General features: G+C 58.6%; 20 protein-coding genes. 9 read left to right on the top strand and 11 right to left on the bottom strand.

The window, feature by feature from the left end:
• Window positions 1-280: 280 nt before the first annotated feature.
• Entirely contained in the window at window positions 281-1183 is a 903-nt protein-coding gene (locus tag ACQZ5Y_RS10805; protein WP_233283658.1) for a choline ABC transporter substrate-binding protein, read from the bottom strand.
• Window positions 1184-1470: 287 nt separating this feature from the next.
• Between ACQZ5Y_RS10805 and ACQZ5Y_RS10800 the strand changes: the two genes are divergently transcribed.
• The 3 genes from ACQZ5Y_RS10800 (at window position 1471) to ACQZ5Y_RS10790 (ending at window position 4015) form a co-directional block, all read left to right on the top strand.
• The gene (locus tag ACQZ5Y_RS10800; protein WP_003513599.1) at window positions 1471-2052 is read left to right on the top strand and encodes a thymidine kinase; all 582 of its coding nucleotides are present in this window, start codon (window positions 1471-1473) and stop codon (window positions 2050-2052) included.
• Window positions 2053-2166: 114 nt separating this feature from the next.
• Window positions 2167-2619, top strand: a complete 453-nt coding sequence (locus ACQZ5Y_RS10795; RefSeq protein ID WP_174049848.1) for a pseudoazurin — start codon at window positions 2167-2169, stop codon at window positions 2617-2619.
• A gap of 238 nt (window positions 2620-2857) precedes the next feature.
• The gene (locus ACQZ5Y_RS10790; RefSeq protein ID WP_174049850.1) at window positions 2858-4015 is read left to right on the top strand and encodes a DUF2333 family protein; all 1158 of its coding nucleotides are present in this window, start codon (window positions 2858-2860) and stop codon (window positions 4013-4015) included.
• 26 nt (window positions 4016-4041) lie between these two features.
• On the opposite strand, the gene ACQZ5Y_RS10785 is transcribed toward ACQZ5Y_RS10790, so the two are convergent.
• Together ACQZ5Y_RS10785 and ACQZ5Y_RS10780 are read right to left on the bottom strand one after the other, a co-directional pair.
• Complete coding sequence (locus ACQZ5Y_RS10785; protein ID WP_174049852.1) at window positions 4042-4758, bottom strand: helix-turn-helix transcriptional regulator; 717 nt, start codon at window positions 4756-4758, stop codon at window positions 4042-4044.
• Between the two features lie 100 nt (window positions 4759-4858).
• On the bottom strand, window positions 4859-5380 hold the full coding sequence (locus ACQZ5Y_RS10780) for a TIGR00645 family protein (RefSeq protein WP_013636634.1): 522 nt from the start codon (window positions 5378-5380) through the stop codon (window positions 4859-4861).
• 358 nt (window positions 5381-5738) lie between these two features.
• Here ACQZ5Y_RS10780 and ACQZ5Y_RS10775 point away from each other — a divergent pair, with 358 nt between their 5' ends.
• The gene (locus ACQZ5Y_RS10775) at window positions 5739-7979 is read left to right on the top strand and encodes a TonB-dependent hemoglobin/transferrin/lactoferrin family receptor (protein WP_174049853.1); all 2241 of its coding nucleotides are present in this window, start codon (window positions 5739-5741) and stop codon (window positions 7977-7979) included.
• A 55-nt stretch (window positions 7980-8034) separates the two neighbouring features.
• On the opposite strand, the gene ACQZ5Y_RS10770 is transcribed toward ACQZ5Y_RS10775, so the two are convergent.
• The gene (locus ACQZ5Y_RS10770; RefSeq protein WP_174049855.1) at window positions 8035-8931 is read right to left on the bottom strand and encodes an extensin-like domain-containing protein; all 897 of its coding nucleotides are present in this window, start codon (window positions 8929-8931) and stop codon (window positions 8035-8037) included.
• A gap of 282 nt (window positions 8932-9213) precedes the next feature.
• Between ACQZ5Y_RS10770 and ACQZ5Y_RS10765 the strand changes: the two genes are divergently transcribed.
• Window positions 9214-11403: an anthranilate synthase gene (locus ACQZ5Y_RS10765; protein ID WP_003513614.1), complete on the top strand. Its 2190-nt coding sequence runs from the start codon at window positions 9214-9216 to the stop codon at window positions 11401-11403.
• A gap of 76 nt (window positions 11404-11479) precedes the next feature.
• Here ACQZ5Y_RS10765 and ACQZ5Y_RS10760 read toward each other — a convergent pair whose 3' ends face one another.
• Window positions 11480-12424, bottom strand: coding sequence for an HD-GYP domain-containing protein (locus ACQZ5Y_RS10760; protein ID WP_111802260.1), 945 nt, complete (start codon window positions 12422-12424; stop codon window positions 11480-11482).
• A gap of 276 nt (window positions 12425-12700) precedes the next feature.
• Here ACQZ5Y_RS10760 and ade point away from each other — a divergent pair, with 276 nt between their 5' ends.
• Window positions 12701-14395 carry an adenine deaminase gene (gene ade, locus ACQZ5Y_RS10755; protein ID WP_111803793.1) on the top strand — a complete coding sequence of 565 codons (1695 nt, stop codon included), beginning with the start codon at window positions 12701-12703 and terminating at the stop codon, window positions 14393-14395.
• Window positions 14396-14648: 253 nt separating this feature from the next.
• Here ade and aac(6') read toward each other — a convergent pair whose 3' ends face one another.
• Both aac(6') and bglA read right to left on the bottom strand, forming a co-directional pair.
• Complete coding sequence (gene aac(6') / locus ACQZ5Y_RS10750) at window positions 14649-15104, bottom strand: aminoglycoside 6'-N-acetyltransferase (protein WP_112154074.1); 456 nt, start codon at window positions 15102-15104, stop codon at window positions 14649-14651.
• Window positions 15101-16765, bottom strand: coding sequence for a beta-galactosidase BglA (gene bglA / locus ACQZ5Y_RS10745; RefSeq protein WP_025594206.1), 1665 nt, complete (start codon window positions 16763-16765; stop codon window positions 15101-15103). The genes aac(6') and bglA overlap by 4 nt, the downstream gene beginning before the upstream one ends.
• 155 nt (window positions 16766-16920) lie before the next feature.
• Between bglA and ACQZ5Y_RS10740 the strand changes: the two genes are divergently transcribed.
• Together ACQZ5Y_RS10740 and ACQZ5Y_RS10735 are read left to right on the top strand one after the other, a co-directional pair.
• Entirely contained in the window at window positions 16921-17841 is a 921-nt protein-coding gene (locus ACQZ5Y_RS10740; protein ID WP_174050026.1) for a sugar kinase, read from the top strand.
• A gap of 209 nt (window positions 17842-18050) precedes the next feature.
• Entirely contained in the window at window positions 18051-19100 is a 1050-nt protein-coding gene (locus tag ACQZ5Y_RS10735) for a bifunctional monoglucosyl/glucuronosyl diacylglycerol synthase (RefSeq protein ID WP_013636642.1), read from the top strand.
• A 190-nt stretch (window positions 19101-19290) separates the two neighbouring features.
• Here ACQZ5Y_RS10735 and ACQZ5Y_RS10730 read toward each other — a convergent pair whose 3' ends face one another.
• The 4 genes from ACQZ5Y_RS10730 to ACQZ5Y_RS10715 all read right to left on the bottom strand — a co-directional run bounded on the left by ACQZ5Y_RS10730 (window position 19291) and on the right by ACQZ5Y_RS10715 (window position 22981).
• A complete protein-coding gene (locus tag ACQZ5Y_RS10730) occupies window positions 19291-19899 on the bottom strand; it encodes a DUF2026 family protein (protein ID WP_174049859.1) in 609 nt (202 codons plus the stop codon).
• Window positions 19900-20106: 207 nt separating this feature from the next.
• On the bottom strand, window positions 20107-21537 hold the full coding sequence (gene der, locus ACQZ5Y_RS10725; RefSeq protein ID WP_174049861.1) for a ribosome biogenesis GTPase Der: 1431 nt from the start codon (window positions 21535-21537) through the stop codon (window positions 20107-20109).
• A 33-nt stretch (window positions 21538-21570) separates the two neighbouring features.
• Window positions 21571-22242, bottom strand: a complete 672-nt coding sequence (locus ACQZ5Y_RS10720) for a tetratricopeptide repeat protein (RefSeq protein WP_013636645.1) — start codon at window positions 22240-22242, stop codon at window positions 21571-21573.
• 154 nt (window positions 22243-22396) lie between these two features.
• A complete protein-coding gene (locus tag ACQZ5Y_RS10715) occupies window positions 22397-22981 on the bottom strand; it encodes an NnrU family protein (protein WP_003513633.1) in 585 nt (194 codons plus the stop codon).
• A gap of 151 nt (window positions 22982-23132) precedes the next feature.
• Here ACQZ5Y_RS10715 and ACQZ5Y_RS10710 point away from each other — a divergent pair, with 151 nt between their 5' ends.
• Window positions 23133-24116: a polysaccharide deacetylase family protein gene (locus ACQZ5Y_RS10710; protein WP_065659128.1), complete on the top strand. Its 984-nt coding sequence runs from the start codon at window positions 23133-23135 to the stop codon at window positions 24114-24116.
• Window positions 24117-24129 lie beyond the last annotated feature (13 nt).

Raw genomic sequence — 24129 nt, 5'->3', positions numbered from 1 at the left:
CCTTTCGTGAACCAGAGCAATTCCAGTAAAAATGCGTAACGGTTTTGGGCCCGGAATTGCAAAAAATAAGAAGAACAGGCATTGAAGGTGATCCCGTTTCACCGGAAATGCCGCTAATGCAGAAACGACGGCCGGCAACAGCATTGCCGGACACCGGGATGGCGCGTGACCCCGGATGCGAGAAAAATTCGCGGACCGAGATCATGCAAAGGACATCGTAATTTCCTGCAGTATCCGGCCTGTTTACAAGGTTAGGCCGGATACATGCGTTGTCTGCAACCTAGAGGCCCAAGGCCTTCTTGACGGCGGGCAAGGCGTCAGCGCTGCCATCCTTGGTCTTGACGTTGGCAAGCCAGGGTTCGATCGCGGCCGGGTTGGCCTTCAGCCAGGCAGTCGCCGCCGCTTCGCCCTCGAGGCCATCATTCAGGATCTTGCCCATGATCTCGTTTTCCATGGGCAGGGAGAATTCCAGGTTCTTGAGAAAGACGCCAACATTCGGGCATTCCTCGGTGTAACCCTTGCGGACATTGGTGTAGATCGTCGCGCCGCCGAGATTGGGGCCGAAAACCTCGTCACCGCCGGTCAGATAGGTCAGCTTGAAATTCGTATTCATGGGATGCGGTTCCCAGCCGAGGAACACGATCGGTTCGCCGGATTTCCCCGCGCGGGCAACCTGCGACAGCATGCCCTGTTCGGAGGATTCGACCACCTCGAAACTCTTCAGCCCGAAGGTGTCCTTGGCGACCATGTCGAGGATCAGGCGGTTGCCGTCATTGCCGGGCTCGATGCCGTAGATCTTGCCGCCGAGATCGCCGCTATGGGCCGCGATATCCTTGAAATCCTTGATGCCGAGTTCAGCACCCTTGGCATTGGTCGCGAGCGTGTATTTGGCGCCGGTCAGGTTTTCACGCAGCGTTTCAACCGACTTGTCGTCGCGGTAAGGCGCGATATCGCCTTCCATGGTCGGCATCCAGTTGCCGAGGAAGACGTCGATGTCCTTGTTTTTCAGGGATGTATAGGTAACGGGCACCGAGAGAAGCTTGACGTCGGTTTCATAACCGAGGCTCTTCAGCAGCACCGTGGCAGTCGCTGTGGTGGCAGTGATGTCGGTCCAGCCCACATCGGAAAAACGAACCTTGCCACAACTTGCCGGCTCCGCAGCGCCGGCTGCATTGAACGTCATGACGGAGATTGCTGCGGCCAAAGCCAGACAGCGACTTCTATTTGCAAACATCGCTTGCTCCCTTTTTTTCGTTCCCTTGCCATTATCAATATCTGCCGGACACAATCAACTCGCGTGCATTTGCGTGCTTTGGCCCGCCGTTTGCGACACGACGATGAAAATCTCCGGCTTTTTAGTCCGCGATACGGACAGCTGCGGGATGCGGAAATCTGTGTTTTTCCCGTTGCGGCACTTTTCAACCTGGCCCTTCGCCGTCAAAAGACGCGAAGGTGTACAGGGAGTGGACGATGGCAAAACTCTATTTCAATTATGCGGCGATGAACGCCGGCAAGTCGACCATGTTGTTACAGGCATCCTATAATTATCACGAGCGCGGCATGCGCACGTTGATTTTCACGGCCGCCTTTGACGACCGGGCCGGCTTCGGCCGGGTCGCGTCGCGCATCGGCCTGTCGTCCGACGCACGGACCTTCGACGCAAACACCGATATCTTCTCCGAAGTGGAGGCCCTGCATGCCGAAGCGCCCGTTGCCTGCGTTTTCATCGATGAAGCCAACTTCCTGTCCGAACACCATGTCTGGCAGCTTGCCGGTATTGCCGACCGGTTGAACATTCCGGTGATGGCCTACGGCCTGCGCACGGATTTTCAGGGCAAGCTTTTCCCGGCCTCCAGGGAACTGCTCGCCATTGCCGACGAGCTTCGCGAAATCCGCACCATCTGTCATTGCGGCCGCAAGGCGACGATGGTCGCCCGTTTCGACAATGAAGGAAATGTGGTCAAGGAAGGCGCGCAGATCGATGTCGGCGGCAACGAAAAATACGTCTCCTTCTGCCGCCGCCACTGGGTCGAAACGGTCAAGGGCGACTGACCGTCTGCGGCCGGTTGCCGCATTTGATTTTTCGCAAGGATGGCTCCCCTGCTCCTGCGCTAAGACCATGCGGACACATTCGCGTGGATGTGCTTTCTCTCAGGAGTAAAAGATATGCACAACAAAACTGCCACCGTCGCCAGCCTTGCCATCGCTGCTGCCCTCCTTGCCTTTCCCGCCCTGTCGGCCGAAATCGAGGTGAAGATGCTCAACAAGGGCAGCGATGGCCAGGCGATGGTCTTTGAACCGGCAACCGTCAAGGCAGCTGTCGGCGACGTCATTTCCTTCGTGCCAGTCGACAAGGGTCATGATGCGGCTGCCGTCAAGGAAATGCTTCCCGAGGGCGTTGCGGACTTCAAGGGCAAGATGAACGAGACGGTGAAACTGACTGTCGAGAAGGACGGCGCATACGTCGTCAAATGCACGCCGCATCTCGGCATGGGCATGGTCGCCCTCGTTGTGGTCGGCGATGCCGCACCGGCCAATCTCGATGCCATAAAGACCGGCAAGCTGCCGAAAAAGGCGCGGGAGCGGCTGGACGCCGAAATTGCCAAGCTCCGTCTGTAACCGCCTGTCACCTTGTCCAGGCGATACATGCTCCGCGCGTAGTCCAGGAACTCGGGAACGAGCCGCGCGGACCGCAGGTTGAGAAAAGTTTCGCAATCATGTTGTATCCCGGTGGGTAGGGACATATCTGGAAGACAGTAAACGACCGCGGTTGTTGCGAAGCGCCAAAAGGCGCATGGCCGAACCGCGGTTGTTCCTTCCGGCGTTCAGCCCCACGGGCAGAGGAGACTATGACGACATGATCGACCGGATAACCGCTTTGATTCAGGCAGCCTTCAACGCCATCGGCAAGGCCGCCGGTCTCGTCGTCGCCTGGCTTCTGTGGCCTTTCATGGCCGCCCACGGCTGGTACCGCGACCGCAACTGGATCATCAAGGGTCCGATCGCTCTGGTGCTCATCCTTCTGGCCGGCTTTTACGGATACTTCTTCTGGCAAACGCAGGTCTGGACGAATTTCGACCCGGATTATATTTCCCGTTACAAGCTTGCCGAACGCACGGTGCCGCCCGGGCAGGAATTGCCGGCTGCAACACCCACGGCCGCCGCCGGCGCCACCGGTGCTGTCGCAAACACTTCCGCACCGGTATGCCAGCGCTCGGCTATCGTCGATGCTGCCGCCGATCTTACCGATTTCAACGTCAATCAGAATGCATGGATTTCCTCCATGCTGCTCTATCGTCTCGGCCTCTTCGGCATGGACTGGGACAGCACGCCATTTCTGGACAACAAGGCGTCCTTCCAGCGCGGCGTGAACCAGGCGGTGCGCCGCACCGCGGTGGAACTGGTGGATACGCTCGGTCGCGTTCGCGGAACCTCCGGTATCAACAACAATCTCCAGGAAGCGCGCGGGAACATGCAGTTCAGCGAATATTCCTGGTATTTCGGCCTCGATCCGTTTGGCCCCAAAACACCGACACCGAGCTACTATCGCGCCGCCATCCGTAGCTTCCAGGCATTTAACGGTGAACTGACCGCCTGCAAGGCCGTCTTCGATACCCGCGCCGATAACCTCATCCAGTTCATCGACCGCATTGCCGGCGATATCGGCTCGACATCGGCCATTCTGCGCGAGCGTTCGGAAAACTATAATGGCGGCTGGTTCGACACTCGCGCGGACGACCGTTTCTGGTTCGCCTATGGCCAGCTCTATGGTTATTACGGCGTGCTGTCGGCAGCCGGATCGGACTTCGCGCAGGTTATTCGCGAACGCAATCTGACCAATCTGTGGAATGACACCCTGGGGCAGACCCGTGCGGCGCTACGCATCCAGCCGGCAATCATTTCCAACGGCGACGAAAGCGGTTGGATCATGCCCTCGCACCTTGCCACCATGGGATTTTACGTTCTGCGCGTTCGCTCCAACCTCGTCGAGCTCCGCTCCGTTCTCGACAGGTAAGTCAACGGCTTGGACCGGCATGAAAATCAGCTTATCAGGCCAAGGCGTATTGTCTTGGCCACCAGCTGCGCGCGGTTGACGCAATCCAGCTTGCGAATGGCGTTGTTCATATAGGTATTGACGGTGTGCTCCGAGATGGACAGAAGCTCGGCAATCTCCACGGAGGTCTTGCCCTGCGCAGTCCAGCGAACCACGTCGAGTTCCCGCTTCGTCAGTGGTGAGGGGAGTTTTGAGCCTGCACGACAAAGCCGGTCATAGGCCTCCAGGGCGTGAAGGGCGATCATGCACAGCTCGTTCAGCGAACCCTGCGACAGGACATCGCAATCGCCTGCGAAATTCATCAGATGCCGGTTTCCGTCCATGCCGTTCACCGGCACCAGAAGACCGGAGGTGATGCCCATGCCGCGCAGCAGGGTTGAGACTTCCAGCAGCGAGCCGCAGTTGATGTCCTTATCGTCAAGAGACCAGTATTGCGGCATCATCGATGAAGCGCCGCGCTTTATGACGGGACAATCTGCAAGTTCACCGTCCCGGGTCATCGCATTCACCACCCACACCGGCAGGCTGCTTTCCACCACTATCGGCAGGGCATAGGCATTGCGAATGCTCGGCAGCTTCAGCAAGGTCACGTAGGAATAACTGAACGCCTGCATCACCTGCTGCAGCGCCGCCAGCCATTGGGGTCTGTCAATGGCAGTCGAAAGGTCGCGGCAAAGTCTGGCCTGGCGCTCCGTCTTTGGCATTCAGGCGCCACCCGGCGGTGGGCGCAGGACACCCAGAAGCGACGACCAGGCGGCATGGGCAAACAGTGTTGCAACCTTCATATCGGGCGGACCACCTTGACTAAAGTGCCGGTTTTTCGGGTTTATCCTTCGGCTTGGCCATCAGTTTCTCCAGGAAACCGAGCATGACCGCCGAGACGACAAAGGCCAGATGGATGATGGTGAACCACATCAACTGGCTATCCGTATACTGACTGGCGTTGAGGAATATCTGTAGCAGGTGGATCGACGAAATCGCCACAATCGACGATGCGACCTTGATTTTCAGGCTGCCGGCATCAAGCTTGCCCAGAAACGAAACCTCGTCATCCGCCTCATCGAAACGGCTGACGAAATTCTCGTAGCCGGAAATCATCACCATGACGATAAGGCTCGCGACCAGCGCCGCATCGATCAGCCCGAGCATGGCGAGGATCATGTCCGATTCGTCGTAAGTGAAAACGTTTTTGGCGACCTTCAGGAACTTCAGCACGAAGGAAAATGCATAAACCGCCAGCGCCGCAACGAGTCCGAGATAAAACACGACAAGCAGCCAGCGGCTGGAGAGAATGATCCGCTCGACGAGCAGTTCAAGTGACTTCATTTCCGTATCCGATTACTTTTTTGTATATTGTTGGAGCATGCATTCTTCCGCCATCTAAACTGGCTGCGAATATCCTAGCAAGCGTCAATGTCGGGACTTTGGCCGGAACCCGGCATTTTCGGGCCTCTCCACCGGTCCGGATGCAGCCTCACGGGGCGTCACATTTTTGCCACGCACCGTTATGCTTTAAAACATGATGATAAAAGTCATATATAATATGTTGACAGTTATGATCATGTTTTTTAGTCCTCAGCAATCGGCTTGCCCGTAACAAATCAAAACAGTTTCAGCCGCGACAGCAAGCGCGGCGCGTTTTTGCGCGCCATAGCTTCTGCGCGCGCCTATCCGGGGGTATTTAATGTCCATCTCGCGCACACATTCGGCGCTGTTTTTGTGCACTGCCATGTCTCTTCTGCCCTTTGCCGGACCTGCGCAATCGCAGGATGCCGCTTCGCAGACGAACGACACCACCACGCTGGAGAAGATCGTGGTCAAGGGCAAGCGCGTCAAAAGCGCGAATGCAGCCGCCGACACACCGCTTGCAAGTCAGACGACGGCGGAAGACATCAGGAAGAAAGACATCGGCAGCATCAAGGACCTCGGAAACTCAACCGAGCCGGGTGTCGATTATGTGGATGCCAAGCCCGGCAGGCCCGGCGGCCTGTTCATTCGCGGTCTGGGCGGCGCGCGTGTCGTGACCCTGATCGACAATATTCCCGTTCCCTTCTTCAACAATTTCGCCCGTCAGGGACAGGCCACGACGACCCTGAGTGATACCAGTTCGAGCTTTGATTTTTCATCGCTTTCCACGGTTGACGTTGTACGCGGCGCCGATTCCAGCCGCATCGGTTCCGGCGCCCTTGGCGGCGCACTCGTTCTGCGCACGCTTGAGCCGGAAGACCTGATCGGTGAAGGCAAGGACTGGGGCGGTGTTGCCAAGACCACCTATGACAGCGAGGACAGAAGCGTCGGCGGATCGCTCGCCGTTGCAAAGAAGATCGAAAACACCTCGGTTCTGTTCCAGGGCTCCTACAAGCGCGGCAACGAAACGGACAATAAGGGCTTCGCCGATATCTACGGAACCCGCCGCACCAAGCCCAACCCGGCAGATACCTACGAAAGCAACCTGATGTTCAAGATCCGCCAGGATCTGGAAGGCGGCCACCGCATCGGGCTTACGGCCGAGCGCTATTCATTGAGAGATCGCAGCGACATGCGAACCCTGCAAGGCGTCAGCGTATCGGGATCGACTTACCGTATTGGCGACTACAGCGGCTACGAGGATACGGAGCGCGACCGCGTATCGCTTGATTACGAATATGAAGCGCCGTCGACAGACAGCCTGATCGATGCAGCCAATCTCTCGCTCTACTGGACGCGCCTCTCCAAGGAATCCGGCGCTGGCAACCGGCTGACCAACAACTCGCTCTATATCCGCGAAGACAGCATGCGCAACAGCGCTTTCGGCATCGTCGGCGGCCTTGAATCCGGCTTCGAACTCGGCGGCGTGCAGCACACCGTGCGCTTCGGCGGCAACGCCATGACAACCGATTTCAGCCAGGCGCTTTATGCCAACACAGGCGGAGTGACCTCATCGTCACAGTCGGACATGCCTGACGCGAGCGGCAAGAGCCTTGGCCTCTATCTCGATGACGAAATCGCGTTTGGAAACGGTTTCCGGCTGACCCCCGGCCTGCGCTTCGATTCCTACGATTACGATCCGGATGGCTCGGTATCCAGCAACAGCGGTTACAACACCTTCGGCCTGCCAAGCGGCAATAGCGGTTCGCGCTTCTCGCCGAAGCTGCTCGCGACATACGACGTGACGCCGGAATTGCAGCTCTTCGCACAATGGTCGATGGCCTATCGCGCTCCGACCATAAACGAGCTTTATCTGAACTTCTCGAATATCAGCTCGGGTTATGCCGTGGTCGGCAACTCAGCACTCAACCCCGAAACCAGCAACGGCTTTGAAATCGGCGCCAATTACGCATCCGGCGATCTGACGGGGAGCCTGACGCTGTTCCACAACAAGTACAAAAACTTCATCGAGCAATACACGACCTCGACGACGCTGTTCCCCGGCTTCGGCGGCAGGGGCAACGGATCGCTCTTCACCTATCGCAACCGCAACAATGTTGAAATCTCCGGCGTGGAAGCCAAGGTCCGCAAGGAACTCGCAAACGGCTTCTACGCCCATGCGTCGCTTGCTTATGCTTATGGCAAAGATACAGACAGCAACGAATTCATCCGCACGGTGGCGCCGTTCAAGTCCGTCCTCGGCGTCGGCTACGCACAGGAGACATGGGGCACGGAATTCACCGGCATCTTCTCCTCGCATATGCGTGACGACAAGGTGGCCACAACCTACGACGCACCCGGTTACGGCATCTTCAACCTGACCGGCTGGTGGGAACCGGAACAGACCAAGGGCCTGCGCATTCAGGCCGGCGTCTACAACCTGTTCGACAAGCAATACTGGAACGCCGTCGGCGTTCGTGACGTCAACCCCAATGCCGTCAGCACCGTCAACCAGCCTGTCGACTTCTATACGGAAGCGGGACGCACCTTCAAAATCTCTCTGACCCAGAAATTCTAAACCCGGTCGGAACATCATCTCCAGTCGGGGCGGCCTCCGGGTCGCCCCCTTTTTATCAGCGGCAGTAGAGATAACCTCCCTTTCGCTCCAGCACGTCGAGATGCAGGTGATCCTGATGGGTCGCGTCGCTGCCGGGGGAAAGAACGGTTCGGAAGAACAGGCAGGCGGCGGCTGTGATCGTCCGCTGGAAGGCACCTTCCACCGTTCCATCCTCGCCGCGCGGCTTCATCACCAGCGGATCGCCCTTGTCAAAGGAAATGGTGGAAATATCGACAGCATTGCCCTTGGCATGTTCGGAAATCTTGCCGGTTTCGGCACTGTTGCGGTTGCGGCAAATATAGGTCGAGGCATTGGCAATCGCCGTTACCTTTTTGTCCGGCAGGGCGAGAGCCGCAGCCGGCAGCATCATCTCCTTTGTCCAGCGCGATAGCGCAAGGGCCGTTTCGCAGCGCATGGTGCCAGATGGTTCAAGCTTGATGCCCGGCAGCACCACGGAAAGCTCGATCGGCGCTTCGATACCGCACCCCTGCTCTTCGTCGCGGATCGGCTCGAGCTCTTTGAATTCCGCGCCGATTTCCTTCAATGCGCCAAGGCAGGCCTGAAGCTCTGCCGGGTCTTCCGGCTTCACAGGCTCCGGCGGTTTTTCCTCGGGTTTCGTTGCTTCGACAGCCGGAGTTACCGTCTCGCCGCCGTTTTGCCCCTTGTCGTCTTTCTTCTTGTCCTCGGCACCCTTCCCTTCCGCGTCGGATTTTCCTTCCTCAGGCGGTTGCGGCTTGGGGGTCGGTTTCGGTGTGTCTTCGGGCGTTTGCGCGCCCTTATCGGCCGGCTTTTCCGTTGTGGCGGGTGCTTGCTGTTCGCCAGGCTTCGGCTGTGGCACCGGCACCTGTGGCGGCGGTTCGGAAGCGGAAATAAGGGCGAGACTCGTCATCAGAAGACACAGGCGATGAAGCATTTTCCGGGGCACTCCTGACTGTTTCGGCAGGACAGGAACGCAACTCGCACCGGTAAGGTTCATTCCGTCGCCGGAATCCGCTTGCCAAGGCGAATTGTGCAGGCTAACAATTTTCCCATGAACATCGTGTCTATGAACATTGCTAACTGGTGGTGGAGCAGCTTTACGCGGCCTTGACCAGTCATGTCTTCAGACAAAGTCCAAGCCGCCCGAATTTTCAGGCGGCTTTTTTGTTATTCTGCCGCCTGTCATCGGGCCTGAAAAACGGGAAGTGCGAAAGAAATGGTAACGATCATTCAGGATGACGGAGCGGAAACCTACGAGACGAAAGGCGGCATAAAGGTCAGCCGAAAGCGTCGCGCCGCCGAATATGCCAGCGCCATCGACAACTACATCGAAAAGCTCGATGCCCATCGCGGCGCGGTTTTCTCGTCCAACTACGAATATCCGGGCCGCTACACGCGCTGGGATACGGCCATCATCGATCCGCCGCTCGGCATTTCCTGCTTCGGTCGCCAGATGTGGATCGAAGCCTATAACGGCCGCGGCGAAGTGCTGCTCGACTTCATCACCGAAAAGCTGAAGGCGACGCCCGATCTGACGCTGGGCGCATCCTCCGTCCGCCGTCTGGACCTCACGGTCAACGAGCCGGACCGCGTCTTTACGGAAGAAGAACGCTCGAAAATCCCGACCGTCTTCACGGCGCTGCGCGCCATCGTCGACCTGTTCTATTCGAATGCGGATTCGGCCATCGGCCTGTTCGGCGCCTTCGGTTACGATCTCGCTTTCCAGTTCGACGCGATCAAGCTTTCGCTCGCGCGCCCGGAAGACCAGCGCGACATGGTGCTGTATCTGCCCGACGAAATTCTCGTCGTGGACCATTATTCCGCCAAGGCCTGGATCGACCGTTACGATTTCGAGAAGGACGGTGTAACGACGGACGGCAAGTCCTCAGAGATCGCGCCCGATCCCTTCAAGACCACCGACACGATCCCGCCCAAGGGCGATCACCGTCCAGGCGAATATTCCGAGCTGGTGGTGAAGGCCAAGGAAAGCTTCCGACGCGGCGATCTGTTCGAGGTCGTTCCCGGCCAGAAGTTCATGGAGCGCTGCGAAAGCAATCCATCGGCGATCTCCCGCCGCCTGAAGGCGATCAACCCTTCGCCCTATTCCTTCTTCATCAATCTCGGTCATCAGGAATATCTGGTCGGTGCTTCGCCGGAAATGTTCGTGCGCGTCTCCGGCCGTCGCATTGAGACCTGCCCGATTTCAGGCACCATCAAACGTGGCGACGACCCGATTGCCGACAGCGAGCAGATCCTGAAGCTGCTGAATTCGAAGAAGGACGAGTCCGAACTGACCATGTGCTCGGATGTGGACCGCAACGACAAGAGCCGCGTCTGCGAGCCAGGTTCGGTGAAGGTCATCGGCCGCCGCCAGATCGAGATGTATTCGCGCCTCATCCACACGGTCGACCACATCGAGGGCCGTCTACGCGACGACATGGATGCCTTCGATGGCTTCCTCAGCCACGCCTGGGCCGTCACCGTCACCGGCGCACCGAAGCTCTGGGCCATGCGCTTCATTGAAAGCCATGAAAAGAGCCCGCGCGCCTGGTATGGCGGTGCAATCGGCATGGTCGGTTTCAACGGCGACATGAATACCGGGCTTACGCTGCGCACCATCCGTATCAAGGATGGCATCGCGGAAGTCCGCGCCGGTGCGACGCTTCTCAATGATTCCAATCCGCAGGAAGAAGAAGCCGAAACCGAACTGAAGGCATCCGCCATGATCGCGGCCATTCGCGATGCAAAAGCCACAAACTCGGCCGCCACCAAGCGCGATGCCGCCAAGGTCGGCACCGGCGTCAAAATCCTGCTGGTCGATCACGAAGACAGTTTCGTGCACACGCTGGCGAATTATTTCCGTCAGACGGGTGCCACAGTTTCCACCGTCAGAACGCCGGTCGCAGCGGAGGTCTTCGACCGCTTCCAGCCCGATCTCGTCGTGCTTTCGCCCGGACCGGGCAGCCCGACGGATTTCGACTGCAAGGCGACGATCAAGGCCGCCCGCGCCCGCGAGTTGCCGATCTTCGGCGTGTGCCTCGGTCTTCAGGCGCTGGCGGAAGCCTATGGCGGCGAACTTCGCCAACTTGCGGTACCAATGCACGGCAAGCCCTCACGCATCCGCGTGCTGGAGCCAGGCCTGGTCTTCTCCGGTCTTGGCAAGGAAGTGACCGTCGGTCGCTACCATTCGATCTTCGCCGACCCTTCCACCCTTCCGCGTGATTTCATCATCACCGCTGAAAGTGAAGACGGCACGATCATGGGCATCGAACACGCCAAGGAACCGGTAGCCGCCGTTCAGTTCCACCCGGAATCGATCATGACTCTCGGCCAGGATGCCGGCATGCGCATGATCGAGAACGTCGTGGTGCATCTGACCCGCAAGGCGAAAACCAAGGCAGCGTAAACATCCTGCATCGGCGGCGTCACTTCGGCGCCGCCGGGCAAGCCTCAAACAGCGCGACTTCGAGATCGCTTGCTGCCTAGCTACGCGGCAGCGATGTGGAAATGCACAGCGCGAATTTCTTCAAAAGTTGCATGTCGAAGTGGCCTTCCCGGCGCAACATCCACGTCAGCGCTTCGTTTGCCGTCCACGGCTTCTTGTAGGGCCGAACCGAGGTTACGGCGTCATAGACATCGCAGATCGCCGCAATGCGCGCGTGAAGACTGATCTCGTTTCCGGCGCAGCCGCTGGGATAACCGCCGCCATCAATGCGCTCGTGATGATTGAAACAGACATCCAGAACCATGGCCGGCATCTGCTCGTTGCGCGACAAGATATCCCGGCCGAACGTTGGATGAAGATTGATGATTTCCCGCTCGGTGGCGCTTAAACCTTCCGCCTTGTTGAGGATCGACGAAGGAATTTCCACCTTGCCGATATCGTGCAGCAGGCCGCTGATGCCGAGCAGATCGACCGTTTCCTTGTCCAGCCCGAGATAATTGCCAAAATGGATCATCAACCCGCTGACCGAAACCGAATGCACGAAGGTCGTCTCGTCCTTCGACTTCAACCGGGTAACGCCGATGAAAATCGCCGGGTTCGACTGGACCGCATCGGAAATCTTGCCGGCCGCCGCTGTCATGCCCTTGAGCGACACGCAGCCACCGGCTTCGGCAACGGCAAATGTCTCGGCAATGGCATCGGCGGCGGAGCGCACGGCATGGGTGATGGCAGCCATGGTTTCGGGGCCATTGTTTAATCGCGGCGGGACGGTTCCAGAGTACGGCCTACCCTCGACATCGTTTCCCCTGGCCGTATTGATGATGATGCTTTCAGCGCCGCTCAATTTCAATTGACGCATCAACTCTTCATGGCGCAGAAGAAATCGATATCGCTGCAAAAATTCGCTGTTCGAAAGCGCTCCCTCGACCGCTTCGATAAACATGCCAACCGTCAATTGCTGGGTAGAAATTCGTTTGAGCATCAGACGCTTTTATTTTCCTTCCCGGGAATGGTAACCTCCGCTGGCAATTGCTGAAAAGACCGGAACCAACCGGTATTCCTCCAAGGGTAAGTTACGCATTCCTAACATTGTTCAATTTTGGAACTTAAACATAAGATAGCACGAATATGAAAATTTTTTACTCTGGATATATTTAAAACGCAAAGAATCAATTCGATTAAGCCAAGAAACAACCTAAGAATGTAAATACTGAAAATTCTCGCGAACGACGTAAACCAGGAGCCGAAGAAAAGCCGCATGAATTCGAAACTTGAAACGCGCATCGATCAGGGTACGGGCCGTGAACCGGCAGATATAGTTCTCAAGGGCGGACGATTCTTCGACCTCGTAACTGGAGAACTTGTTGCCTCCGACATCGCCATATGCGGCGATACCATCGTTGGAACTTGCGAAAGCTACAAGGGTCGCCGGGAAATCGACATTTCCGGGAAAATCGTCGTTCCAGGTTTCATCGATACCCATCTCCACATCGAATCATCGCTGGTGACGCCGCACGAATTCGACCGCTGCGTTCTGCCCTACGGCGTTACTACCGCCATCTGCGACCCGCATGAGATCGCCAATGTTCTGGGCTCGGAGGGGCTTCGGTTCTTCCTGGACAGTTCCATGGAAACCATCATGGACATCCGCGTGCAGCTCTCGTCCTGCGTGCCCGCAACCCATCTGGAAACCTCGGGCGCCGATCTGCCGATCGAAAAACTGCTGCCGTTCCGTGATCATCCGAAGGTTATCGGCCTTGCCGAATTCATGAATTTTCCGGGTGTCATCCACAAAGACCCGGTATGCATGGCAAAACTCGAAGCCTTTCAAGGACGGCATATTGACGGACACGCGCCGCTTCTGTCGGGAACGGCGCTGAACGGATATCTGGCAGCCGGCATCCGCACCGAACATGAGTGCACCAGCGCTGCCGAGGCTTTGGAAAAGATCCGCAAGGGCATGCATATTCTCGTGCGCGAAGGCTCGGTCTCAAAAGACCTGCACGCCCTGATGCCTGTTATCACCGAGCGTCTGTCGCCTTATCTTGCGCTTTGCACCGATGACCGAAACCCACTCGACATCGCCGAACAGGGTCATCTCGATTATATGATCCGCACTGCAATCGCCAACGGCGTGGAACCGCTCGCCATCTACCGCGCCGCCTCGATTTCCGCCGCAAAGGCCTTCGGCCTGCGCGATCGCGGTCTTATCGCACCGGGCTGGCGTGCCGACCTCGTGGTGATCGACACCTTGCAGAACTGCAAGGCTGGCATGGTCTTCTCCGGCGGCCGTATCGTCGATGACGCGCTGTTTGCCACCCGCAAGCCGGTCGCGCCCGTCGGTCTTGACAGCGTCAAGGCAAGACCCGTGCTCGCTGCCCATTTCGGCGTGCCGGTCGCGCAAGGCGAGACCCCGGTGATGGGCGTGCTCCCCGGCAAGATCATCACCGAACATCGCCGCTACACGCTGCCGACGGACGGCAACCAGACGACTGTCGATCTCGCAAACGACATCATCAAGGTCGCCGTCATCGAGCGCCATGGCAAGAACGGCAACCACGCCAACGGCTTCGTGCAGGGCTTCGGGCTGAAGAAGGGCGCCATCGCCTCCACTGTCGGTCATGACAGCCACAATATCTGCGTTGTCGGCGTTAACGAGGACGACATGGCGCTGGCCGCCAACCGGCTCGGCGAAATCAAGGGCGGTTTCGTGGTGGTCGAAGACGGCAAGGTGACGGGCGAGATTGCGCTCCCGGTTGCCGGGTTGATGAGCCTCGAACCTTACGAAACGGTGCGAGACACGCTCCACACCCTGCGAAAGGCAGCCTATGCGCTCGGCACGACGCTCGAGGAGCCCTTCCTGCAGGTGGCTTTCCTGCCGCTACCCGTCATCCCGCACCTGAAGATTTCCGACATGGGCATGGTGGATGTGGATCGGTTTGCACTGATCTGACGATGGAGTTTATCGGCCGGAAACAGCGTAATCTGCTTATGCCGCGTTTCTGAGACGGCGCGAGCCGTCTCAGGTTTTCGTTTCTGCAGGCCAGGTCACGTAATAATATTTGCCCGCGACCCTGCCAAAATAGGCGTGGCGCAAGTTCCCGGATTAAGCAGAAAAGAGCCGAGCGACGTCCACATGAAAATGCCGGTTCAGACAAGGCGAAACGGACGGATTGCTAAATCGGCTGACTTACAGCATCGGCAAGTCATGAATGCGATGGCAGCAGCTTGCGGAAATAAACCACCCGTTCGGTCTCCTCAAACCCCAGCGCCGCATGCATGCGGTGTGAATCGACATTGGCAATATCGGCATCGGAGGCAAGCTCGCTCACGCCCCTGCTGATCGCCCAGCGGGTGACCTCGGCGATCAATGCCGCGGCAACGCCCTGACCGCGGAATTCTTCTTCTACATAAACGCCTTCGAGAAACGCAACAGGCGAGGTATCGCATCCGTTGACATAATCCCGCCGGAGGCTGACGTCGGCGAAACCGATGGCCATTCCGACCAGATCATAGGCAATGAAACCGGCGTCGTTGTCGGAGAGGTTCTGCAATTCAGCCCTATGTTCGGCAACAGAGGCATCGGGCCATAAACGGTGGCGCAAAAGGGACCAGTCGTCCAGAGATGCTGCGGCGTCCCTGATGGAAAATTGGAGGCTCAAGCGACGACCCCGCAAAACACGTCCAACCCCTCAAGCTTCACGATCCCGGCGTCAAACAGCGGCTCAAAACCCGGCATCGGCAGGATATCCGTGACCTCCATACCCTTCGGGACAGGAAATTCCACCGCCTCACGGGTCAGGTTGAAAACGAACAGCAGTTTTTCGTCACCCTTGTGGCGCGTGAAGGCCAGCAGATCGAGATTGGTCTTGATGAAGTCCATATCGCCGTCGCGCAATGCTCCATGGGTTTTGCGGAAGGACAATACCGCGCGGTAGTGGTTAAGAACCGAGTCCGGCTTGCGCTCCTGCGCATCCGCCGCCTGCATGGCGTGGGCATAGGGCACCGGCAGCCACGGCTTTTCCGCGCTTGAAAAACCCGCATTCGGCTTGCCGGTTTCCCACACCATCGGCGTGCGGCACCCGTCACGCCCCTTGAAGGCGGGCCAGAAGCGAATGCCGTAGGGGTCACGCAAATCCTCGAAGGCCAGTTCGGCCTCGGTCAGGCCCAGCTCCTCACCCTGATACAGACATATCGAGCCCCGTAGGCTGGCGAGAACGCAGATGGCGAGCTTCGCAACCCGCGTCTGCTCCTCGGAGCCTTCGGAAAACCGGCTCAGATGGCGCACCACATCGTGGTTGGAAAAGGCCCAGCACACCCAACCATCCGTCACCACCTTGCCAAAGGTCTCGACCGAGCCCCGCAGGTGTTTTGCGCTGAAATCCGGGCCGAGCAGATCGAAGGTATAGCACATGTTGAGTTTGTCGTTGCCGGATGTGTAGGCCGCGACCGTCTTCAGCGAGCGTGCGCCGTCCCCCACCTCGCCCACGGTGGCGCGGCCCTCATATTCATCGAGAAGCGCGCGGAAGCGCTGGAGGAAGGCCACGTTTTCCGGCCGCGTCTTATCGTAGAGATGATCCTGCATGCCGTAAGGATTGACGTCGGACGCATCGAGACCAAAGCTTTCGTCGTCCAAAAGCGGCGGGTTGTCGCGCAACAGCTTGTCGTGGAAATAGTGATTGACGGTATCGAGACGAAAACCGTCCACGCCGCGATCGAGCCAGAACCGTACGGTTTCCAGAAGCGCATCCTGAACATCCGGATTGTGAAAATTGAGATCCGGCTGCGAGGCGAGAAAGCTGTGCATGTAATATTGCTTGCGCACGCCATCCCATTCCCATGCCGGCCCGCCGAACACGGAAAGCCAGTTGGTGGGCGCCGTGCCATCCGGTTTGGGATTGGCCCAGACATACCAGTCCGCCTTGCTGTTGATGCGGCTTGCACGGCTGTCCACGAACCAGGGGTGCTTATCGGATGTATGCGAAATCACCTGGTCGATGATGACTTTCAGCCCCAGCCGGTGCGCCTCGGCCATCAATGCATCGAAATCGGCAAGCGTGCCGAACATCGGATCGACATTGCAATAATCGGAAACGTCATAGCCCATATCGGCCATGGGAGAGGTGAAGAAAGGCGAGAGCCAGATGGCATCGACGCCGAGCGAGGCGATGTAGGACAGCCGCTTCGTCACCCCGGCAAGATCGCCGTAACCGTCCCCGGTCGTATCCTGAAAGGATCGCGGATATACCTGATAGATCACCGCCCCCTTCCACCAGTCCGATTGCGCTTGGGATTTGTGGACCGGGGCATGGGTTGTCGGCATGAGCGATCTCCTGATGAGGGTTGGTCCGAGAATATAAAGCAGCTGTCCCTGCGTAAACCGGAACTTCGCAAATGCCCAAAATCACCTCGAAGCGGGCTTGTCAGGCACCTCCTGTCGTCGTAATCCCGAAGGTAAAGCAAGTGGAGGATGACGGCGTGGGCGGACGATTTCTGTCGATTGGCGAATGTATGGTGGAACTGTCGCAGGCCGGAAACGGGCTGCTGCGCAAGGGTTTTGCCGGTGATACCTTCAATACGGCATGGTATGCACGTGCCTGCCTGCCAGAAGACTGGTCCGTCGATTATTTCACGGCACTCGGCGACGATCCTCTTTCGCAGGACATGCTGGCCTTCATTGCAGATGCCGGTATCGGCACGGAAAAAATCCGCCGCATCAAGGGCGGCACACCCGGCCTTTACCTCATCAACCTCAAGGATGGTGAGCGCACCTTCAGCTATTGGCGCAACGCCGCCGCAGCAAGGCAACTCGCAGCAGATGCGGACCACCTGCGCAAGACGTTGGAAAGCGCCGACGTCATCTATTTTTCTGGCATCACGCTCGCCATTCTCGCCTCGCCACACGATGTCGATACTTTCCTTGCGGAACTGCGCCGCGCCAAGGCAGCGGGCAAGCCCGTGGTCTTCGACCCGAACATCCGCCCGCGCCTCTGGTCCGACAAGGACACGATGCTGGAGACGATTACCAACGGCGCACGCGCCGCAACGCTGGTAATGCCAAGTTTCGATGACGAAGCCAGCCATTTTGGTGACACATCCGTCGAGGCCACAATCGAGCGTTACCGTGCGCTCGGCGTCGCCAACATCGTCGTCAAGGATGGCGCAAAGGGTGCGACACTCGATTTCAGCGGCGCACGCAGCCACGCTCCGGCGGTAGAAGCCGTGGATGTGGTGGATACGACAAGTGCAGGCGACAGTTTCAACGGCGCGTTTCTCGCCCGATATGTAACCGGCAGTTCGCCGCATGACGCCGCCGTCTTTGCCGCACGCGCAGCGGCAACCGTCATCGGCCATCACGGCGCGCTGATCAGCCCCGAGCTTCTTCCGCTGGTCGGATGATGCCAGACGGAACCGGCTTCCTGACACCTGTGCTTGTCACAGGGATGACCAGGAGCGTGCATTACGGACAAGAGCAGCTTGTGTGTGCAAAGGACACTTCTCTACCCTTATCCGCCCTGACATGATCCTGTAACACGCACGCCGCATATACGGGCGGAAGCCAGGTGGTGGGGAATCGCCCGCGCGCAGTCGAGCAGGATCGGTGTTTCATGACGAGAATCACGATTGTCACAGATGCCTGGCACCCGCAGGTCAACGGCGTGGTCCGTTCCATCGAAAATACCAATACGGAACTCGCGCGGCTGGGCGTGGATGTGCACATGGTGACACCGCAGAGTTTCTACAGCATCCCCTGCCCGACCTATCCGGAAATCCGCCTGTCAGTCGCCGGCTATCGCCGTGTCGCGGCGGAGATCGAAAAAAGCCAGCCCTCCTTCGTGCACATCGCCACCGAGGGTCCGCTGGGTTTCATGGCACGGCGCTGGTGCGTGAAGAACAGGATGCGTTTTTCCACCAGCTATCACACCCGCTTTCCCGAATATGTCGCGGCGCGCTTCCCCATCCCGGAAAGCTGGCTTTACGCTTTCGTGCGCTGGTTTCACAATGGCGGCAACACCTGCATGGTGGCGACGCCAAGCCTGGAGACCGAGCTTGAGGCCCGCGGGGTTCGCAACTTGAAGCGCTGGAGCCGCGGCATCGATGCCGAACTTTTCCATCCACGTCCGAAAACGTCGCTGCCTTTCGATCTGCCAAGACCGATCTTCATGACGGTCGGTCGTGTGGCGGTGGAAAAGAACCTGCCTGAATTCCTCGACCTCGAGCTGCCCGGATCGAAGGTCGTGATCGGCGATGGCCCGGCCCGCCATGAATTGCAGGAAAAATATCCGGACGTGCTGTTTACCGGCATCAAGACCGGGGAAGAACTCGCGGCTGCCTATGCGCAGGCCGATGTCTTCGTTTTCCCGTCCAAGACCGACACATTCGGCAACACCATTCTGGAAGCGCTGGCGAGCGGTGTGCCGGTGGCCGCCTTCCCCGTTACCGGGCCGATCGATATCCTCGGCGGCAATCCCGGGGCAGGCGCACTGAATGACAATCTTCGCGACGCGTGTCTTGCAGCGCTCCATTGTTCATCGCAGGAGGCTCTGGCGCTTTCCAAAAGCTACAGCTGGGAAAAGGCATCGCGGCAATTCCTCGACAACGTCATTCACGCCGCCGGAAAATCCCTGCCGCTTTTGTCCCGCTCACGACTTGCCTGACGTGGAGACAAATTGATCCCCGACATTTTATCGGGGAACGGTGGACGAAACAAAGCAGGAGTGTCACAAGACGATCTGGACGCGACCGCCGTTATCTTTAGAACGGGGTCGGGCTGCTGATTGACGTCAGGCGGCTGCCGCGAGATCACGCCGGCCGTCCTAATTTCACAAAGACTTATCCCGTCTCAGATCACCACGCGCCGACGAGCGCCTGGCCGGAAAGCGGCACCGTCCGCGCCTTGCCGTTCCGCTCCGTGACAGAAAGCGACGGGGACATCTGTTTCGGCGACTTGCGGAACCAGTTTGCGGCGACGCTCGCCAGATCGCCAATCATCGCCTGCTTATGCCATTCGGCAAAACGCCGCGCGGTGGCTTCCGGCTCGGAGCGGTAGAAGAAATCGCCGGAATGATCGAGATCGTTGATGGAAGCCGCCATGGCCGATAGCGGACGCTGAAACATCTTCGGGGGCACGGAAAGTTCGCGTGCGCTCTGCGAAAAAGCGGGCGCCATGAAATCGATAGCCCATCCGTCCGCTTCGACCCAGCAATGGAAATTATCGCCAGCGCCCGTTACGTAACCATCGTCACGATGGTCCGCAAAAAGCATGACCGTTCCGCCCAGATTATAAGCGGCAAGCCCGCCCTTCGGCACAGCTTTCACCTTGTAATGCTGCTGAAGGATGAAGGCGCCGAAGGTGCTGAAATACATGCAGGCCGTAGCCGGGTCGGCATTGTCGTTGACGAGCAGGCTGTTGATGACACGGTAAATCCGGTGATAGTCGGTCTGCTTGATCAACATGGTTTTTTACTCGCCGGTTTTATGATTATCGGAAGGCAACGGGAGAGACCGGTTCACCGTCGATCTCGATATTGGTGAGACCTCGGCCCCACGCGACGTCATCCTCGGGCTTGTCCCGAGGATCTACCTCCCGAGTCGCAAAATCGAAAGTTTGCAGATTCTCTGGACTAGCGCGAGAATAACGGAGGAGAGGTTTTCAGCAGCCGATTACCGCCTCTTCTTCGCCTTGCTCTCGAACGGATTATCGGAGCCACGATAATGCACACGGATCGGCACGCCCGGCATGTCGAAATCCTTGCGCAGACCGTTCACGAGGTAGCGCGTGTAGCTCTCCGGAATGGCTTCCGGTCGGGTGCAGGAAATCATGAAGGCCGGAGGGCGCGCCTTTACCTGCGTCATGTATTTCAGCTTGAGGCGGCGGCCGGAAACGGCCGGCGGCGGATGCTGCGTGGTCTGCGCATCGAGCCAGCGGTTGAGCTTGGCGGTCGAGATGCGGCGGTTCCAGATCTTGTCGGTATCGATGATGTTCTGCATCAACCGGTCAAGGCCATAGCCCGTCTGGCCGGACATCGGCACGGCGCGGATGCCGCGGGCCTGCGGCAGAAGCCGCTCGGTCTTTTCACGCAGATCGGCCAGAAACGCCTGCGGATCTTCAACCAGATCCCATTTGTTGAAGGCAAGCACGGCGGCGCGGCCTTCGCGGATAACGAGATCGACCAGCTGCAGGTCCTGCTTTTCGAACGGAATGGTGCTGTCGAACACGATCACCACCGTTTCGGCGAAACGAATGGAGCGCAGGGAATCCGCGACCGAGAGCTTCTCCAGCTTCTCCGTCACCCTGGCCTTGCGGCGCATTCCGGCCGTGTCGAACATCTTGATGGTGCGGCCGCGCCAGTCCCACTCGACGGAAATACTGTCGCGGGTAATGCCCGCTTCCGGGCCGGTTAGCAGGCGGTCTTCACCAAGGAAACGGTTGATGAGGGTGGACTTGCCCGCATTCGGTCGGCCGATGATGGCGACACGCAGCGGCTTGGTCTCGTCATAAACAGGCTCTTCTTCTTCCTCTTCCTCGCTGCCGGGCTCAGTGCGCGGAAGAACGATATCGGTCTCCGCCTCATCCACTTCAGGCGGGAAGGCAACGTCTTCGCCGATCGCCTCGACGATGGCGTCGCGCAGGTCGATCATGCCCTGGCCATGTTCGGCCGAGATGGCGCACGGATCGCCAAGACCGAGCGTAAAGGCATCGTAGAAGCCCGCATCGGAACCGCGCGCCTCGGACTTGTTGGCCACCAGAACCACCGGCTTGCCACGACGGCGCAGCATTTCGGCCAGCGTTTCATCGGCGGGCGTCAGGCCTGCCTTGGCGTCAACGACAAAAAGGGTCACATCGGCTTCGTCGATCGCCGCTTCGGTCTGCGCCCACATGCGGCCCTGAAGCGTCTCCGGCCCGGATTGCTCCAGACCGGCGGTATCGATGATGGTGAAACGAAGGTCGACAAGCTTCGCGTCGCCGGGGCGGCGGTCACGGGTCACGCCCGGCATATCGTCGACAAGCGCCAGCTTCTTTCCGACCAGACGGTTGAAAAGCGTGGACTTGCCGACATTGGGGCGCCCGACTATGGCGACGGTGAAGCTCATTGATCGTTAATCCTTGGAGGTGGGAAAGCCGTGTTAGACAGCTTTGCCCGAAGCAGTGATATTGTCGAGCATGATCTGCGCGCGGTTCGTCACATTGCGTGGCGCCTGCGCGTCGCTGACGATCTGCTCGAACCATTGTTTGGCCTTGGTGAAATCGCCAGCCTTGTAGGCGGCAAGACCAAGGGCTTCGCGAGCCGATGCACGCATGGTCTGGCCTTCGCCGCTCAACGGCTCCGCAAGTGCAACGACCTGATCATACGTGCCGTTGTCAACCAGCAGCCACGCCGCGCGCACCTTCGCCGTATCGCGGAAGACCTGCGGGGCAGACGTGTCGTTGCCGATCGCGGTGAAGGCAGCGATGGCGCCGGCCGCATCGCCCTTCTGCGAAAGCAGCGTCGCAGAACGGAACTTCGCCAGCACCGGATAATTGCCATGACCGGAGGTTTCAAGATCGGCAAAGGCCTTCAGCGCTTCGTCCGTCTTGTTGTCGGAAGCAAGCTTCAGCGCCGCGATGAACTGGTCGCCGGAATTGGAAGCGCGGCTGGTGTTCCAGTATTCATAGATGCCGGCACCGGCGGCGCCCACAACCACGAGAACGGCGGCGCCAACGACCACGATACCGTAGCGGCCCCAGAAACGGGAAAGCTGCTCGGAACGGATCTGCTCGTTCACTTCGCGGATAAAGGTATCATTTTCGTTTGCCATCAAATTCTCCGTTACCCGCGCGGAGATCGTCGCCGATCCATCCGTTCGCGGACATACCAAGCCGCTTACCCGGGTCAGCAAAAGTCCGGCCGACGGGTCATGGTCGGCCTTCTAGCCTATTTTGCCTGATATGTAAGGGGGAAACGTTGATTTCCTACATGGCGATGGGCTGAACGCCGATCAACCATTCGTGCAGTTTCAGGATGAAAGCGCCCCAGAGAACGATGCCGCCGACGATGGCCACCAGATCGTAACGGCCCGAGACGAAGGGACGGACCACTTTTTCACCCGCTCTTTCCCGGCGCTTCAGCGAAATCCGCATCACCACACCCCAGGCGAGGAACGATGCAAAGAGAAGAATCGAAGAGGTCTCTCCATTCGCCAGAAGATGGGCGAGCGCCCAGATCTTGACCGCCAGAATGAGCGGATGTTTTGTTCTGGTTGCGATGTGGCCAGCCGGGATGAGGCTGGCGATAAGACAGATCATCGCGGGCAGCATCAGGGTCACGGCGAGGTGGCTCGTCCAGACCGGCGGGTTCCACAGAACGCCGGTTTCCTGTCGCGCCTCGCCAAACGCATAGATGACGAGACCGAGCGTTATGAGGCTTGCGAGAGAATAGACGCCCTTGAACGGTCCTTCTCCCATCTTCGCGATCATCTGCGCGCGAAATCGCGGCGCAAACACCTTCAAAAGATGCGTCAGGAAAAACAAGGCAAGACAGAGTACGAGAAAAAGCATGGAACACGGTCCCCCGGTGGAACGGAATGCGGCCTCATTACCGCGACGCAAAAAAGGAATTAGGCTGAAAGACGTAAAAAAGCCAGTTTATTCAAAGCTTCGCCTTATTCCACCCGCAAAAGGCAGCGGTGTTTCACATGACGGATGCCTGATGTTTCGCCCATTGACTGCTTTTTCCCTGTCGCTATGCCTTGCCCTTCCCGCTTTTGCCGAAAATGCGGAGAAGCCGAAGCAACTCGTCATCGTTTCTTTCGACGGTGCGGGCGACAATTCGCTGTGGGAAAGAAGTCGTGCGACGGCGAAGGAGGTCGGCGCGCATTTCACCTATTTCCTTGCCTGCACGCTGGTGATGGACCGCAAGACCAGCGCCAAGACCTATCAGGGCCCCGGCCAGAAGGCCGGGCGCTCCAATGTCGGCTTTGGCCAGTCGCCGGAAGAGGTGGAGACGCGGCTGCGCAACATCTGGTCGGCCTATCGCGAAGGTCACGAAATCGGCAATCACACCTGCGGGCATTTCGATGGCGGCCAATGGACCGCCGAGCAATGGGACGGCGAGTTCACCACCTTCACCAGCACGCTGGAAAATGCCTGGCAGATGATTGGCAAGAAGGGTGAGGAACCCGAAGGCTGGCGCGACATGGTGAAAAACATCAACGGCTTCCGCGCGCCCTATCTTTCGCAGGGGCCGGCGCTGACCGCGGCTCAGAAGAAACACGGCTTCGTTTATGACGCCACCAGCATCACCAAGGGACCGGAATGGCCGGTGGAGCGCGACGGCATCGAACATTTCGGTCTGCCGCTGGTTCCGGAAGGCCCCGGCAATCGCCCGATCATCGCCATGGACTACAACCTCTTCATCCGCCACTCCATCGGCATCGAGACGCCGGACCGCGCGCAGGAATTCGAGGACCGCGCCTATGCGGCGTTCCGCACCGCTTTCGACAAGCAGTATAATGGCGAACGCATCCCTCTGCAGATGGGCTTCCATTTCGTGAAGATGAATGGCGGCGCCTATTGGAACGCCTATGAGCGGCTGCTGCGCGAAGTCTGCCGCAGAGACGATGTCGCCTGCGTGAGTTACGCCGAGGCCATGCCGATCATCAAGGCGCGCAGGAAGCAGAAGACAGAGGGCTAAGGTTCCCCTGGTA

This window comes from Agrobacterium sp. A3-95 (assembly GCF_053521785.1).
The sequence above is the reverse complement of the archived record's forward strand: the minus strand, read 5'-3'. Positions and strand labels throughout refer to the sequence as shown.

Excerpts from the sequence above, each read along its gene's own strand:
- ACQZ5Y_RS10805 (WP_233283658.1), bottom strand. The coding sequence starts at position 1,183 with ATGACGTTCAATGCAGCCGGCGCTGCGGAGCCGGCAAGTTGTGGCAAG.
- ACQZ5Y_RS10800 (WP_003513599.1), top strand. The coding sequence starts at position 1,471 with ATGGCAAAACTCTATTTCAATTATGCGGCGATGAACGCCGGCAAGTCG.
- ACQZ5Y_RS10795 (WP_174049848.1), top strand. The coding sequence starts at position 2,167 with ATGCACAACAAAACTGCCACCGTCGCCAGCCTTGCCATCGCTGCTGCC.
- ACQZ5Y_RS10790 (WP_174049850.1), top strand. The coding sequence starts at position 2,858 with ATGATCGACCGGATAACCGCTTTGATTCAGGCAGCCTTCAACGCCATC.
- ACQZ5Y_RS10785 (WP_174049852.1), bottom strand. The coding sequence starts at position 4,758 with ATGCCAAAGACGGAGCGCCAGGCCAGACTTTGCCGCGACCTTTCGACT.
- ACQZ5Y_RS10780 (WP_013636634.1), bottom strand. The coding sequence starts at position 5,380 with ATGAAGTCACTTGAACTGCTCGTCGAGCGGATCATTCTCTCCAGCCGC.
- ACQZ5Y_RS10775 (WP_174049853.1), top strand. The coding sequence starts at position 5,739 with ATGTCCATCTCGCGCACACATTCGGCGCTGTTTTTGTGCACTGCCATG.
- ACQZ5Y_RS10770 (WP_174049855.1), bottom strand. The coding sequence starts at position 8,931 with ATGCTTCATCGCCTGTGTCTTCTGATGACGAGTCTCGCCCTTATTTCC.
- ACQZ5Y_RS10765 (WP_003513614.1), top strand. The coding sequence starts at position 9,214 with ATGGTAACGATCATTCAGGATGACGGAGCGGAAACCTACGAGACGAAA.
- ACQZ5Y_RS10760 (WP_111802260.1), bottom strand. The coding sequence starts at position 12,424 with ATGCTCAAACGAATTTCTACCCAGCAATTGACGGTTGGCATGTTTATC.
- ade (WP_111803793.1), top strand. The coding sequence starts at position 12,701 with ATGAATTCGAAACTTGAAACGCGCATCGATCAGGGTACGGGCCGTGAA.
- bglA (WP_025594206.1), bottom strand. The coding sequence starts at position 16,765 with ATGCCGACAACCCATGCCCCGGTCCACAAATCCCAAGCGCAATCGGAC.
- ACQZ5Y_RS10735 (WP_013636642.1), top strand. The coding sequence starts at position 18,051 with ATGACGAGAATCACGATTGTCACAGATGCCTGGCACCCGCAGGTCAAC.
- ACQZ5Y_RS10730 (WP_174049859.1), bottom strand. The coding sequence starts at position 19,899 with ATGTTGATCAAGCAGACCGACTATCACCGGATTTACCGTGTCATCAAC.
- der (WP_174049861.1), bottom strand. The coding sequence starts at position 21,537 with ATGAGCTTCACCGTCGCCATAGTCGGGCGCCCCAATGTCGGCAAGTCC.
- ACQZ5Y_RS10720 (WP_013636645.1), bottom strand. The coding sequence starts at position 22,242 with ATGGCAAACGAAAATGATACCTTTATCCGCGAAGTGAACGAGCAGATC.
- ACQZ5Y_RS10715 (WP_003513633.1), bottom strand. The coding sequence starts at position 22,981 with ATGCTTTTTCTCGTACTCTGTCTTGCCTTGTTTTTCCTGACGCATCTT.
- ACQZ5Y_RS10710 (WP_065659128.1), top strand. The coding sequence starts at position 23,133 with ATGTTTCGCCCATTGACTGCTTTTTCCCTGTCGCTATGCCTTGCCCTT.